Annotated in this window: 11 protein-coding genes; 1 reads left to right on the forward strand and 10 read right to left on the reverse strand. The window is 55.7% G+C overall.

The features are described from left to right. Positions 1-128 precede the first annotated feature (128 nt). From mscS to tkt, 5 genes are all read right to left on the reverse strand, one after another. Positions 129-1,004, reverse strand: coding sequence for a small-conductance mechanosensitive channel MscS (gene mscS / locus K5Y30_RS09035; RefSeq protein ID WP_101761939.1), 876 nt, complete (start codon positions 1,002-1,004; stop codon positions 129-131). A gap of 189 nt (positions 1,005-1,193) precedes the next feature. Continuing rightward, the gene (gene fbaA, locus K5Y30_RS09040; RefSeq protein WP_222185518.1) at positions 1,194-2,273 is read right to left on the reverse strand and encodes a class II fructose-bisphosphate aldolase; all 1,080 of its coding nucleotides are present in this window, start codon (positions 2,271-2,273) and stop codon (positions 1,194-1,196) included. 104 nt (positions 2,274-2,377) lie between these two features. Beyond that, positions 2,378-3,541, reverse strand: a complete 1,164-nt coding sequence (gene pgk, locus K5Y30_RS09045) for a phosphoglycerate kinase (protein ID WP_222211091.1) — start codon at positions 3,539-3,541, stop codon at positions 2,378-2,380. A gap of 51 nt (positions 3,542-3,592) precedes the next feature. Further along, positions 3,593-4,612 carry an erythrose-4-phosphate dehydrogenase gene (gene epd, locus K5Y30_RS09050; protein WP_192236435.1) on the reverse strand — a complete coding sequence of 340 codons (1,020 nt, stop codon included), beginning with the start codon at positions 4,610-4,612 and terminating at the stop codon, positions 3,593-3,595. Positions 4,613-4,955: 343 nt separating this feature from the next. Then, a complete protein-coding gene (gene tkt, locus K5Y30_RS09055; protein ID WP_222211092.1) occupies positions 4,956-6,947 on the reverse strand; it encodes a transketolase in 1,992 nt (663 codons plus the stop codon). A 273-nt stretch (positions 6,948-7,220) separates the two neighbouring features. Here tkt and K5Y30_RS09060 point away from each other — a divergent pair, with 273 nt between their 5' ends. After that, positions 7,221-7,973: a M48 family metallopeptidase gene (locus K5Y30_RS09060; protein ID WP_222211094.1), complete on the forward strand. Its 753-nt coding sequence runs from the start codon at positions 7,221-7,223 to the stop codon at positions 7,971-7,973. Between the two features lie 145 nt (positions 7,974-8,118). On the opposite strand, the gene K5Y30_RS09065 is transcribed toward K5Y30_RS09060, so the two are convergent. From K5Y30_RS09065 to K5Y30_RS09085, 5 genes are all read right to left on the reverse strand, one after another. Beyond that, positions 8,119-8,523, reverse strand: a complete 405-nt coding sequence (locus K5Y30_RS09065) for a YidB family protein (protein ID WP_222211096.1) — start codon at positions 8,521-8,523, stop codon at positions 8,119-8,121. A gap of 54 nt (positions 8,524-8,577) precedes the next feature. Further along, the gene (speB, locus tag K5Y30_RS09070; protein ID WP_128601689.1) at positions 8,578-9,498 is read right to left on the reverse strand and encodes an agmatinase; all 921 of its coding nucleotides are present in this window, start codon (positions 9,496-9,498) and stop codon (positions 8,578-8,580) included. 146 nt (positions 9,499-9,644) lie between these two features. Next, a complete protein-coding gene (locus K5Y30_RS09075) occupies positions 9,645-10,871 on the reverse strand; it encodes an HlyD family type I secretion periplasmic adaptor subunit (protein ID WP_222211098.1) in 1,227 nt (408 codons plus the stop codon). Further along, positions 10,868-13,039 (reverse strand): type I secretion system permease/ATPase, encoded by a 2,172-nt coding sequence (locus K5Y30_RS09080; protein ID WP_222211100.1) that lies wholly within the window; start codon positions 13,037-13,039, stop codon positions 10,868-10,870. The genes K5Y30_RS09075 and K5Y30_RS09080 overlap by 4 nt, the downstream gene beginning before the upstream one ends. After that, positions 13,036-14,487 carry a TolC family outer membrane protein gene (locus K5Y30_RS09085; protein ID WP_137386416.1) on the reverse strand — a complete coding sequence of 484 codons (1,452 nt, stop codon included), beginning with the start codon at positions 14,485-14,487 and terminating at the stop codon, positions 13,036-13,038. Before K5Y30_RS09085 ends, K5Y30_RS09080 begins: the two co-directional genes overlap by 4 nt. Positions 14,488-14,517 lie beyond the last annotated feature (30 nt).

The following is a 14,517-nucleotide window of genomic DNA, read 5'->3' on the forward strand; positions in this document are numbered from 1 at the left end:
GGAAATAACCTTAATAACTGGGGAGATGCGGTGCAGTATAGTGACGCGAAGATATTAGAGGAAATTGAAATATTTAATAGGCTATTAGAATGAGTAATAAAAAAGGCACCCGCAGGTGCCCTTCTCTATTATTCGCTGCGTGCAGGCTGTTGTTGCTCGCTCTTCACCTGATGCAGATGCACATCCATCTGCGGGTAAGGAATGCCGATGCCGTTCGCGTCCAGCGTACGTTTGAAGTTCTTCATCAGATCCCAATAGACGTTTTGCAGATCGCTGCTTTTACTCCAGCAACGCACCACAAAGTTGAGCGATGAAGCCGCCAGTTCATTTAGGCCGATCTGTACGCCGAGGTCTTGCAGTACGCGCTCGTCCGCATCAACCACTTCACGCAACAGGCTAATAACCTGATCGACATCCGCATCGTAAGCCACACCAATAATGAACTCGTTGCGACGGATCGGTTCACGTGAATAGTTAACGATATTGCCGGCGATAATTTTACCGTTAGGCACCACCACGATTTTGCCATCAGCGCTTTTCAGCGTAGTGGAGAAAATCTGCACGTTCTGTACGGTACCCATCACGCCGCCGAGATCGACAAACTCACCGGTTTTGAACGGGCGGAAGGTCACCAACAGCACGCCAGCAGCCAGGTTGGACAGCGAACCTTGCAGCGCCAAACCCACAGCCAAGCCAGCAGCACCCAGCACGGCAATCACAGAGGCGGTTTGTACGCCAACGCGTCCCAGTGCAGCAATGACGGTAAAAGCGATAATTCCGTAGCGCACCATTGCAGAAAGGAAATCTGCCACAGTGGCATCAATATGACGCGCCAGCAGAACGCGGTTAATCGCATTGGAGACGATGCGCGCAATGAACATACCAATGATGATGGTAATAATCGCCGCCACAATATTGACCGCATAGCTCAGGATCAACGCCTGATTACGTATCAGCCATCCACCAGCACTATTAATGCCATCAACGACATGTAAATCTTCCATTTGTTAGCCCTGTTGTTGAGTTTCCCGCGGGAAATTGCCAAAAACTGCCAGATTGACTCCGACACTCCGAATACAAGGGTAAACAAAAATAAGGCGAAGCGCCAAAAATGGCCTGAATTCGTGGGATTTTCTGGATGAGACGCATAAAAAAAGGCCCTTGCGGGCCCTTTTTTGTACTGTACGGAAAAATTACAGTACGTCGACAGCGTTAAGCTCTTTGAAAGCCTGCTCCAGGCGAACAACCATTGAAGCCTGAGCAGAACGCAGCCACACGCGTGGATCGTAATATTTCTTATTCGGGCTATCTGAACCATTTGGGTTACCCAGCTGGCCTTGCAGATAGTCTTCGTTCTTTTTGTAGTACTGCAGAATACCGTCCCACGTTGCCCATTGGGTGTCGGTATCGATGTTCATCTTGATCACGCCGTAGCCGATAGACTCTTCGATTTCTGCAGCAGAAGAACCTGAACCACCGTGGAACACGAAGTCCAGCGCGTTGTGCGGCAGATTGTGTTTCTTGGTCACGTATTCCTGAGAATCACGCAGGATAGTTGGCGTCAGTTTCACGTTGCCTGGCTTGTACACGCCGTGCACGTTACCGAATGAAGCCGCGATGGTGAAACGTGGGCTGATTTTGCTCAGCTCGGTATAAGCGTAATCAACGTCTTCTGGCTGAGTGTACAGCGCAGAAGCGTCCATGTGGCTGTTGTCCACGCCGTCTTCTTCGCCACCGGTACAACCCAGTTCGATTTCCAGGGTCATATCCAGTTTGGCCATGCGCGCCAGATACTTAGAAGAGATCTCGATGTTCTCTTCCAGTGACTCTTCAGACAGGTCGATCATGTGAGAAGAGAACAGCGGCTTACCGGTTTTCTTGAAGTGCTCTTCACCCGCGTCCAGCAGACCGTCGATCCACGGCAGCAGTTTCTTGGCGCAGTGGTCGGTATGCAGGATTACTGGCACACCGTACTGTTCAGCCATCAGATGCACATGGTATGCACCCGCGATAGCGCCGAAGATAGCCGCGCCCTGCGGCTTGTCGGTTTTGAAACCTTTACCGGCGATGAAGGCAGCACCACCATTGGAGAACTGAACGATGACCGGCGCTTTCACTTTGGCCGCAGCTTCCAATACCGCGTTAATAGAATCCGTGCCGACGCAGTTAACTGCTGGCAGAGCGAATTTGTTCTCTTTCGCTACCTGGAAAATTTTCTGAACGTCGTCACCAGTGACAACGCCGGGTTTTACGAAATCAAAAATTTTAGACATGTTTGTGTCCCGTTTCGTTACCGTTCATCCCCGAAGGGATTGCGATTTGTTTGCCCCATAAAGGGCTAGCCTTCAGGCGACGCCAAAGCGTCGCCCCCAAAGAATTACTGCTTCGCGCGCTCTTCCAGCATAGCAACTGCTGGCAGTTTTTTGCCTTCCACGAACTCGAGGAATGCGCCGCCGCCGGTAGAGATATAAGAGATCTTATCTTCGATACCGAACAGATCGATTGCAGCCAGCGTATCGCCGCCGCCTGCCACTGAGAATGCATCGCTATCGGCGATTGCATTTGCCACGATTTCGGTACCTTTACGGAAGTTCGGGAACTCGAACACGCCAACCGGGCCGTTCCACAGAATGGTTTTCGCGCCTTTCAGAATCGCAGCCATCGCCTGTGCGGTTTCGTCGCCGAAGTCCATAATCTCTTCGTTATCCGCCACTTCGGAAACCTTTTTCACGGTTGCCGGTGCAGTTTCAGAGAATTCCGTGCCTACGCGAGAATCAGTAGGAACCGGGATGCCGTGCTCGTCACGCAGTTTTTTCGCTGCTTCAACGAAGTCTGGCTCGTACAGTGATTTACCGACGTTGTTTTCGATCGCCACGAAGGTATTCGCGATACCGCCGCCAACAATCACGGTGTCAGCAATTTTCACCAGCGACTGCAGCACATCAAATTTGGTCGACACTTTAGAACCGCCAACCACAGCAACCAGCGGACGCTCTGGATTACTCATCACTTTGCCCAGCGCTTCCAGCTCAGCTGACAGCAGCGGACCGGCACACGCGATTGGGGCAAATTTGCCCACGCCGTGGGTAGAAGCCTGTGCGCGGTGCGCGGTACCGAAGGCATCCATCACGAACACGTCGCACAGTGCGGCATATTTCTTCGACAGCCCTTCTTCGTCTTTTTTCTCGCCTTTGTTAAAGCGCACGTTTTCCAGCACAACCAATTCACCCGCGCCGACTTCAACGCCGTCGAGGTAATCTTTTGCCAGGGTAACGTTGGTGCCGTTCAGTTTATCTTTCAGGTAGTTAACAACCGGCAGCAGGGAAAACTCTTCGTTGTATTCACCTTCGGTCGGACGACCCAGGTGAGAGGTAACCATCACTTTCGCGCCCTGTTTCAACGCCGCTTCGATGGTAGGCAGAGAAGCACGAATACGTGCATCTGACGTCACTTTCCCTTCTTTCACTGGCACGTTGAGATCGGCACGGATCAGAACGCGTTTACCAGCAAGATCCAGATCGGTCATCTTAATTACAGACATGGTGAACCCTCTCGTTGATTCTCATAAGTTTTGCCAGACGCAGTCCGCGTCTTACCTGAAACCGCTTGCGGCCATTGCTAACGTGGTGTCGATCATGCGGTTAGCAAAGCCCCATTCGTTGTCACACCAAACCAGCGTTTTGATAAGGTGATGACCACTGACCCGCGTTTGCGTGCCATCGACTATGGCACTGTGCGGATCATGGTTAAAATCTACTGAGACTAACGGTAATTCCGTATAGTCAACTATACCACGAAACGCCCCTTCTGACGCGTTTTGCAGCAACGCGTTGACCTCACACGCCTTCACCGCTTCGCGCACCGACACGCTCAGATCAATGGCTGTCACGTTGATGGTGGGCACGCGCACGGCAATCGCCTCAAAGCGATCGTTAAATTTCGGAAAAATACGGGTAATGCCAGCAGCGAGACGCGTATCTACCGGAATGATCGATTGGCTGGCGGCGCGGGTACGACGCAGATCGCTGTGATAGGCGTCGATCACCTGCTGATCGTGCATTGCCGAGTGAATGGTGGTCACGGTGCCCGACTCAATGCCAAAGGCGTCATCCAGCAACTTGATCACCGGAATAATGCAGTTGGTGGTGCAGGATGCGTTGGAGACAATGCGGTCAGTTTGTTTAAGAGCTTGTTCGTTAACACCGAATACTACTGTGGCATCGAGATCGTTGCCGCCCGGATGCGAGAACAACACTTTTTTCGCACCCGCCGCCAAATGGGCTTCGCCATCAGCGCGGCTACCGTACACCCCGGTACAATCCAGCACGATATCCACATTCAGTTCGCGCCACGGCAGCGCATCAATTTCAGCCTGATGCAGGATGCGAATGGTGTCGTCGCCAACAAACAGTTGATCGCGCTCCTGGCGCACATCAAAGGCAAAACGGCCGTGGCTGGTGTCGTACTTCAGCAGATGCGCCATGCCGGCGGCGTCTGCCAGCTCGTTAATGGCGACCACGGTGATCTCAGCCCGGCGACCGGTTTCATACAGGGCACGCAACACATTACGCCCGATACGACCAAAACCATTTATTGCTACGCGAACGGTCATCTCTACCTTCAACCACACCCGAAAAAACGTGCCGATTAGCCTGAGCGTTTCACACCGTTTTGTACAGGGAATTATTGCTTACCCGCACGAGTGAGATGCACGATTTTATTCACAACTGAAACGGTTCAGCTAGAGTAATGCAAGAGAGGAATAACAGGAATGATTGCGATCAAGTGAGTGGCTGAATATTGGATCTACGTCACAAATTTTGCACTGGTGGATTATTACTGCAGGAATAATTGAACCGTTTCAGGTTAGATACGCCTGCATTGCAGGTGTACGCGATGAATCGCGCCGCTACAGGCGATGCATAACCGGTAGCGGCGCAATTTACTTCACAAAGTTACAGAATCGATTTCGCCGTTTTCACCACATTTTCAACGGTGAAGCCAAACTCTTTGAACAGCTGATCCGCAGGCGCTGACTCACCGAAGGTGGTCATGCCGACGATCGCGCCGTTCAGGCCGGTGTATTTGAACCAGTAATCCGCGATACCCGCTTCAATCGCCACGCGTGCGGCAACGGCTTTTGGCAGCACGGATTCACGGTACGCCGCGTCCTGCTTGTCGAAGGCGTCGGTGGATGGCATAGACACCACGCGCACCTTGCGGCCTTCCGCCGTCAGCAGCTCAAACGCCGCCACCGCCAGTTCCACTTCTGAACCGGTGGCGATCAGGATCAGCTCTGGCGTACCTTCGCTGTCCTTCAGCACGTAACCGCCGCGCGCCACGTTAGCCAGCTGCTCAGCGCTACGATCCTGCTGCGCCAGGTTCTGACGCGAGAAGATCAGCGCCGACGGGCCGTCCACGCGTTCAATCGCGTACTTCCACGCCACCGCTGACTCAACCTGGTCGCACGGGCGCCACAGGCTCATGTTTGGCGTCACGCGCAGGCTGGCCATCTGCTCAACCGGCTGGTGCGTCGGGCCATCTTCGCCCAGACCAATCGAGTCGTGGGTGTACACCATGATCTGACGGATCTTCATCAGCGCGGCCATACGTGCGGCGTTGCGCGCGTACTCGACGAACATCAGGAAGGTGGCGGTGTACGGCAGGAAGCCGCCGTGCAGTGCGATACCGTTGGCGATCGCGGTCATACCGAACTCGCGCACGCCGTAATGGATGTAGTTGCCCGCCGCATCTTCATTGATCGGCTTCGAGCCGGACCACATGGTGAGGTTGCTCGGCGCGAGGTCAGCGGAGCCGCCCAGATATTCCGGCAGGATTTTGCCAAAGGCTTCGATGGCGTTCTGCGAGGCTTTACGGCTGGCAATTTTCGCCGGACTGGCCTGCAGCTGCTCGATGAACTTCTGCGACTCGCTGGCCCAGTTCGCCGGCAGCTCATTGTTGACGCGACGTTTGAACTCGGCAGCCAGCTCCGGATGCGCGGCGGCGTAGGCGGCAAACTTCTGGTCCCACGCGGACTCCTTCGCCTGGCCGGCTTCTTTGGCATCCCACTGCGCGTAGATGTCTGAAGGGATTTCAAACGGACCGTGGTTCCAGCCGAGCTGCTTGCGGGTCAGCGCGATTTCATCGGCACCCAGCGGCGCGCCGTGCGAGTCGTGCGTACCGGCTTTATTCGGCGAACCGAAGCCAATCACGGTTTTGCACATCAGCAGCGAAGGCTTGTCGGAAACCGCTTTGGCCTCTTCCACCGCTTTTTTAATCGCGTCCGCATCGTGACCGTCCACGCCGCGCACCACGTGCCAGCCGTAGGCTTCAAAACGTTTGGCGGTGTCGTCGGTGAACCAGCCGTCAACGTGACCGTCGATGGAGATGCCGTTGTCATCGTAGAAGGCAACCAGTTTGCCCAGCTTCAGGGTACCGGCGATGGAGCAGACTTCGTGTGAGATGCCTTCCATCATGCAGCCGTCGCCCATAAACACATAGGTGTTATGGTCTACGATGTCATGACCCGGACGGTTGAACTGCGCTGCCAGCGTGCGCTCGGCAATGGCAAAACCCACTGCGTTAGCGATGCCCTGACCCAGCGGGCCGGTGGTGGTTTCAACGCCTGCGGTGTAGCCGTATTCCGGGTGGCCTGGAGTTTTAGAGTGCAGCTGACGGAAGTTCTGCAGCTCGCTCATTGGCAGATTGTAGCCAGTGAGATGCAGCAGGCTGTAAATCAGCATTGAGCCGTGACCGTTCGACAGCACAAAACGGTCGCGATCTGCCCACAGCGGGTTAGTAGGGTTATGGTTCAGGAAGTCACGCCACAGCACTTCGGCAATGTCCGCCATGCCCATTGGGGCACCCGGATGTCCCGAATTGGCTTTCTGTACTGCATCCATACTTAACGCGCGAATGGCGTTGGCAAGCTCTTTACGAGAGGGCATCTTCTACTCCAGGTCGGATTAATGCTCCGCCACGCTTAACTTATTGTAATTAATCAGTTATAAGGCGAAGCGAGAAAAAAGTCGCACATCAATGTACATGAAAATCAGGACAAAAGTACATGCATCTGGGTGCTAAATCACGGGTAACCGTTTGCATTTCCGGGCTTGTCTGCTAGTCATTGAACAACATGCGAGCTATAACCAAAGCGTTTAAACACCTGGGCCAGTTTCAGGTGTTTGTTTTCTTTACCTTGTTACCCAAAGGATGCCGATATGAAAATGAGAGCCACGATTGTTGCTCTGGGAATGGCTTCGCTGCTGAGCGGATGCGAAGGGTTTGATAACAATGCGCTGCTACAATCGGGTGCGCAGGCTTATCAGGCCTATGCGCTGAACGATACGCAGGTGAAAGAGTTGAGCGATCAATCCTGTGCGCAGATGGATAAAGACAATCAGGTTGCGCCCGCTAACAGTGAATACCAGCAGCGCCTGAACAAAATCGCGGCGGCGCTAGGCGACAACATCAACGGCGTGCCTGCCAACTACAAGGTTTATCAGACCAAAGATGTCAACGCCTGGGCGATGGCAAACGGTTGTATCCGCGTCTACAGCGGGTTGATGGATATGATGACCGATAACGAAGTCGAAGGTGTGCTCGGCCACGAAATGGGCCACGTCGCGCTAGGCCATACGCGTAAAGCGATGCAGGTTGCCCTGACGACAACGGCGACGCGTACCGCCGCTGCATCGGTGGGCGGCGTGATTGGCTCACTGTCGCAGTCGCAGTTGGGTGAGATGGGTGAGAAACTGGTGAATGCGCAGTTCTCGCAAACTCAGGAATCACAAGCCGATGATTACTCGTTCGACCTGCTGAAAAAGCGTGGCATTGATCCAATGGGATTGGCTACCAGCTTTGAGAAGCTAGCGAAACTGGAGCAAGGCCGCCAGAGTTCAATGTTTGATTCGCATCCGGATTCGGCAGCGCGCGCCCAGCATATTCGTGAGCGCATTGCGGCTGGGAAATAGATCGTGCTTGCTGTCCCCCATCCCGGCCTTCCCCCGTTAACGGGGGAAGGAGACGCTGCTACATGCAACATCTAAACGTATATATTGCAGCATCTTCCTCCCCCATAAATGGGGGAGGACTGAGGAGGGGGACAGCGGGCTAAGATCAGCGCTTAAACAACCCATCTACCATCGCACCCAAATCCTGAGTATTCGACGTCTTAATGTGGCCCTGCGGCGACAGCTTATCAATCACCTGCGGCAATAAGGCAGCCAGCGTACCGGACGCACCATTTACATCGGTGCCAAGCTTATCCGCCAACGACTGCAGCTGATCCTGACCGAGCGCATTTTGAATCTCGCCGCCATCAACTGACTGGTTACTGCCGCTGCCAATCCAGCTATTCAGCACCTGCCCGAGTCCGCCCTGCTGAAACTTCTGCAGCAGCACTTCAACGCCGCCCTGTTCCTGCACCCAGTTCCAGATAGCCATCAGCTGTTGCATCTGGTTGCCCTGCCCGCTTCCGTTGCTGTTTCCTAGCGATCCTACTAAATCGTCCAGTAAACCCATAGTCGCCTCCGCAGATTAATTAACCGTCAATAAGTGTAGCCGCAGGAGAAAGGATTAACCTTTATTTGCCGCCTGCACGTGCAGCATGTCCAGCGCCAGTGTGGCTGCGGCCAGCGAGGTCAGATCGGCGTGATCGTAGCCCGGCGCCACTTCCACCAGATCCATACCGACGATATTCATGCCCTGCAAACCGCGAATCAGCTTGGTGGCTTTATCGCTGCTCAAGCCGCCAATCACTGGCGTGCCGGTGCCCGGTGCGTGGGCGGGATCCAGACAATCGATATCAAAGGTCAAATACACCGGCAAATCGCCAACGGTGCGCTTCACTTCCGCCAGAATGTCATCAACGCTGCGATCGTTGACTTGTGCGGCATCCAGCACATTGAAACCGAGGCTCTTATCGAACTCGGTACGAATACCGATCTGCACCGAATGCTGCGGATCGATCAAACCCTCTTTCGGCGCGGTGAAGAACATGGTGCCGTGATCGAAGGTTGGACCGTTGGAATAGGTATCGGTATGCGCATCGAAATGAACCAGCGCCATTTTGCCAAAGTGCTTAGCGTGCGCGCGCAGCAGCGGCAGCGTGACGTAATGGTCACCACCAAAGGTCAGCATGCGTTTACCGTTCGCCAGCAGTTTCTCGGCGTGCGCCTGCAGTTTGTCTGAGAGATCCTGTGAATCGCCAAAGGCATAAACCAGATCGCCGCAGTCCACCACGTTCAGACGCTGACGCAGATCGAAGTCCCACGGCCAGCGGCAGCCTTCCCATGCGAGGTTGGTGGAAATCTGGCGGATTGCACCCGGACCTAAACGGCTGCCTGGACGACCTGACGTCGCGGCATCGAAAGGAACGCCAGTAATCACCCACTCAGCATCGCTGTCGTAAGGTTGGAAGTTCACTGGAAAACGCATGAAACCGAAAGCGTTAGAAACCAGGGAGTTATCGTACTGATTGCCCAGGGTGTTATACATAATTCGTCCTCATTAAGGCGGTAATCGTTTCACCAGTTTAGGATATAAATAAAAAATCCCCTCCGCGTCGTTAGACCCGACGAGGAAGGGATTGGTTGGCGCGATTATCGCGGAGATTTCAGTGGCCTGCAATCATGCAGCATCGATCAGCGTTCGCGCATCGCCTCTTTACCCTTATTAAACGGCTTAATCAGATAATCCATCACCGTCTTCTCACCGGTCTTGATATCCACGGTCGAAACCATGCCGGGGCTGATGGAGAAGCGCTTGCCGGCTTTATTCTGCACGTAGTCGTTATCAGTGCGGATAAAGACGCGGTAATAGTAAATTTCCGGCTTAACTTCATCCTGAATGGTATCCGGCGAGATGCTCTCCACCACGCCGTTCAGGCCGCCATAAATGGCGTAGTCATACGCCGAGATCTTCACCACCGCGCGCTGGCCGGGACGGATAAAGGCGATATCGCGCGGTGACAAACGCGCTTCAATCAGCAGACGATCGTTCATCGGCACAATATTCATCAGCTCGCCATTTGGTGGCACCACGCCGCCAACGGTGGAGACTTTGATGTTTTTCACGATGCCGCGCATCGGCGAGCGGATGGTCAAACGCGTCACCGTGTCTTCACGCCCTTTCACCACTTGCGCCATACTGTCGGCTTCGGCGTTGGCTTTCGCCAGCTCCTCGCGCGCCTGCACGTAATATTGCGAACGCATATCGGTGAGTTTCAGCTCCAGATCTGATTTATCGCGCTGCAAACGCAGCACTTCCACGCTACTGGCGGCACCGGTTTTGGCCAGACGCTGCGTGATGGCCAGCTCACGGTTAGCCAGCGCCAGCGACTCTTTAAACTGCGCAGTCGCATCAGTGAGCTGTGCGCGGCGGGTTTTATACAGCCGCGTTTCTGACGCCATCAGATCGGGGAACTTATTCAACTCTGTCGGGAAACTCAGCGGCTGATCGTTCACTTCCGCATTAAGGCGTGAGGCGGCAGCCAAGGCCGCACGATAGCGTGCCGCACTTTCGCCAACGTTAGATTGCGAGCGCGTGGCATCGAGGCGCGCCACCACTTGCCCGGCCTGCACCTGATCGCCTTCGTGCACATACAGCTCGGTGAGGATGCCGCCTTCCAGCGATTGCAGCACCTGGTCGCGCGAGCTGGGAATCACTTTGCCGGTGCCGGTTGAGACTTCATCCAGCACGCCAAACCAGGCCCAGATCACGGTAACGAGGATCAGTGCGGTGCTGATGACGATCAGCCGCACCGCGCCGGTGTAATGGGTTTCGGATCGCAGCTCGCCCAGCAGATCGTCGGAGGAATCCACTTCTGCTGCCGTCACTAAGCGCAGTCTTGCCGGTAATTGTTTGATCATGATTGCGCCTCCGGCAGGCTGCCGTTAGCACGCGGTGCCGGCAAGGCTTTCTCTTTCGGGCTGTCCATCACCAGTTGTCCCTCTTTCAGCACCAGCACACGATCCACTAGCGCGAGGATCGCCGCACGGTGCGTCGCCACGATCAAAGTGCGGCCGTTGAGCCACTGACCGAGACGTTCGATAAACTCTTTCTCGGTGTGATCGTCGAGTGCCGCCGTCGGTTCATCCAGCAAGATGATGTTGGGATCGCGCAGCAGCATACGCGCCAGCAGCAGCGACTGACGCTGGCCGCCGGAAAGCCCTACGCCGCCTTCCATAATCGGATGGTCGAGGCCGAGCGGCAGACGACGAATGAAATCTGCGCCGCCGCTGACGGTAAGCGCGCCAAAGATCGCATCATCGGTGGCGTGCGCCGCGCCCATGGTGAGATTCTCGCGCAGCGTGCCGTGGAACAGCCGCGCGTTTTGCGTCAGCAGGCCAACGTTACGCCGCACATCGGCCACATCAATGTGCGGCAGGCTGAGGTTATCCAGCCGCAGTTCACCGCCGACAAGATCGATGCCGCCAATCATCGCCTGCAGCAAGGTGGATTTGCCCGAACCGTTGCGTCCCAGCACTGCAATGCGCTCGCCCGGTTTGATGGTCAGGCTTTTGATGCGCAGCGCGATGTTCATCGAATCGGTGTAGTAACGGAACATCGCGTCGGTGAACTGGTAGTGACCAAACAGCACCGGCGTATGAATCCGCGTTTCGTCTTTGCTGTTTTCCACCGGCAAATTCATCAGCGCATCGAGGCTGCCTTTTGCCGCTTTCACCTGCTGCCAGCGCGCCAGCACGCCACACAGCGTGGCCATTGGCGCAATCATGCGCGAGGAGAGCAGCGACGCCGCCACAATCGCACCGGTGGTAATATCGCCGTTGATTACCATCGGCGCACCGATCACAATCACGCTGGCGTATACCAAACCCTGCACCGTCACGCCCCAGGTAATCAGCGAGTGCATCACTTTGCGCATCTCCACGCCCGATTGCGCGGTAATGCGAATGTAGCTGTTCCACTGTTGCAGGAAGCGATCTTCCGCCTGCATCAGCTTGATATCTTCCAGCCCTTGCACGCTCTCCACCAGCACCGCATTACGCAGCGTCGACTCTTTCAGGTTCTGCTGCGCCAGCTTCGCCAGCTTCTTCTGGCTCAGCACGCCCGGCAGGATCATCAGCAGCACCGCCACCGGCGCAATCCACGCCAGCTGCGGCGCAATAATCGCCATCACCAGCATGAACAGCAGGAAGAACGGCATATCGACAATCGCCGTTACCGTGGTGGAGGTGACCATTTCGCGGATCGCCTCCAGCTCGCGCAGCTGCGAGATAAAGGTGCCGGTCGAGCGCGGCACCGCGCTGTTACGCAACCGCAGCGCGTGACCAAATACCCGATCGGAGACGCGCATATCGGCACGCTTGCCCAGCAGATCGGTCACGTGATCGCGTCCAACGCGCAGAATATAAGTGAACACCACCGAGATGATCACGCCGATATACAGCACATACAGCGTGGGATAGGACTGCGCCGGAATCACCCGATCGTACACCTGCATCGAGAAGATAATGCCGACCAGCGCCAGCAGGTTGATCAGGAAGGATCCGAGCATCACGTAGCCGTACGGCCGCAGATCGTGCAGCACCAAACGGCGCAGCCAATCCGGTTTTACCGTGGCGAGATAGCGATCGACGCGGCTATCTTTGGCGGCGGTAACCGGACGCAGCGCGGCGGCAAAGCGGATTTCCGGCAGCAACGTCTCCAGCGCAATTGGTGCTGGCTGTTCATCACCGGCAAAATGCACCCGCACTTCATCGTCGCCATCAAACTGGGTGATAACGCCCACCTGACCGTCGGCCAGCTCGATCGCCAGCGGCAAGCGCCAGCTGGTGATCTCCCACTTATTCTCTTCATATAATTGCAGCGATAAGCCGGCCTGGCGCGCCAGATGGCGTAACGCTTTATCGCGCGACTGTTTGCCCTGCCATTCGGCAGCGGCCATGATCATGCCCGGCGAACAGGGCAAGCGATAATGGCTGGCGATCAGGATGATTGCGGTGGCCCATCCGTGTAAGGGCACGTTTCCCCCGGACGCGCTATCAGGCGCGTCGGGAATCTGTAATTGCGTCATGGCTGGATCTCCACGGACTGGATCCGCTGATTATTCAAAGCAAACGCCGACCGCATATGCCCGGTGCTGTAGAGGCAATCGAGCTGCAGTGAGCGTAACTGGCTGATGGTTTGCTGCAATGTGAAACGGGTCTGGAACACTTCCTGCTCGGCGTTGAGCACGTCCAGCAGCGGACGGGTGCCGAGTTGCAGATACTGATCCTGATAGAGCGACTGGGTTTTCTCGCCCAGCGTCTGTTGCCGTCCCATGATCGCCAGGCTGAGCGCCAGGCTTTGCGACGCGTTCTGCGACTCACTCAACTGCTGACGCGCTTTAAGTCGCGCCGAGTTGACGGCCGCATTGGCGGCCTGCAATGCATTGGCGGCCGCGTCCCGGCTGGCGGTGATGCCGCCGCCCTGATAGAGCGGCATTTCCACTTTCACAAACGCCGAATATTGGGTGCGATCCAGCGATTCGCTGCCGGAGTAGTGATTATTGAGATAATGCGTCACCTGCGGTTCCAGCGAGATGGTTGGCATGTTTTGCGCGTTAGCATTATCGAGCTTGGCCTGCGCCTGATTGGCCTGCGCCCAGGCCGCCAGCACCGACGGATTGAGCTTGTCATCGGCTTTCGCCACCTGACAGGACTGGGTGAGTTTGGTGGGAAAATCGTCGCTGACCTTTTTCACCAGCGGCCAGCCAAGATAGGTTGCCAGCGTGGCGCGCCAGCGGTCGAGGTTGGCTTGATACTGCGTTAGGGTGGTACGCGCGCCTTCGATACGCGCATCGGTTTGGGTGGCATCCGAAAGCGACGCCGCGCCCTCTTCATTACGCTGGCGCGCCAGATCGCCAATCTTACTCAGCGCCGTGAGCTGCTCACGCGCAATTTTGACCAGTTGCTGATAACCCTGCACTTCCACCAGCGCCGCGGCGGTATCGTGCGCCACGGTATCAATGCTCACCAGCACGTTGGCCTGCTCCTGCGCCACGCCCGCTTCGGCGGAACGCACCGAACTGCTGACCTTGCCGAAGTCATACAACATCTGTGAAACCGACAGCACAAACGACGGGCTGAAGCCCTTTTCGCTGTAGGCGTTGCTGTAGCCGTTGTTCATGCCGGCACTGATTTGTGGATAGTATTTGGCTTTCGCCACATCAACCTGATTGGCCTGCTCCAGCATTTTTCCTACTGCCTGAGCAATATCGGGATGCCACTGAACGGCGCGCTGTACCGCCTGGTTGATGGTGAGAAAGTCGGGGACGTTGGCAAGGGCGGGTTCCGCCACTTCACCGGTTAATGAAGGCAGTTCTTGCTGTTGCGCTAAACCTGCTGAGGTGATGTGCCCCGCCCGGGTTAACGCGTCACTGGCCGCTAAAAGTGGAGAACTGTAAAGTAAAGCCATGCCCGCACAGAGAACGCTGAGCTTAAACGAACGGCGAAAAGTTGCGCCTGAGTGCATCAGTTCCATCGATAGTCCACCAGTCAATAAAGAGAAAGG

This window comes from Pantoea sp. DY-5 (assembly GCF_019795955.1).
Classification (GTDB): Bacteria; Pseudomonadota; Gammaproteobacteria; order Enterobacterales; family Enterobacteriaceae; genus Pantoea; species Pantoea leporis.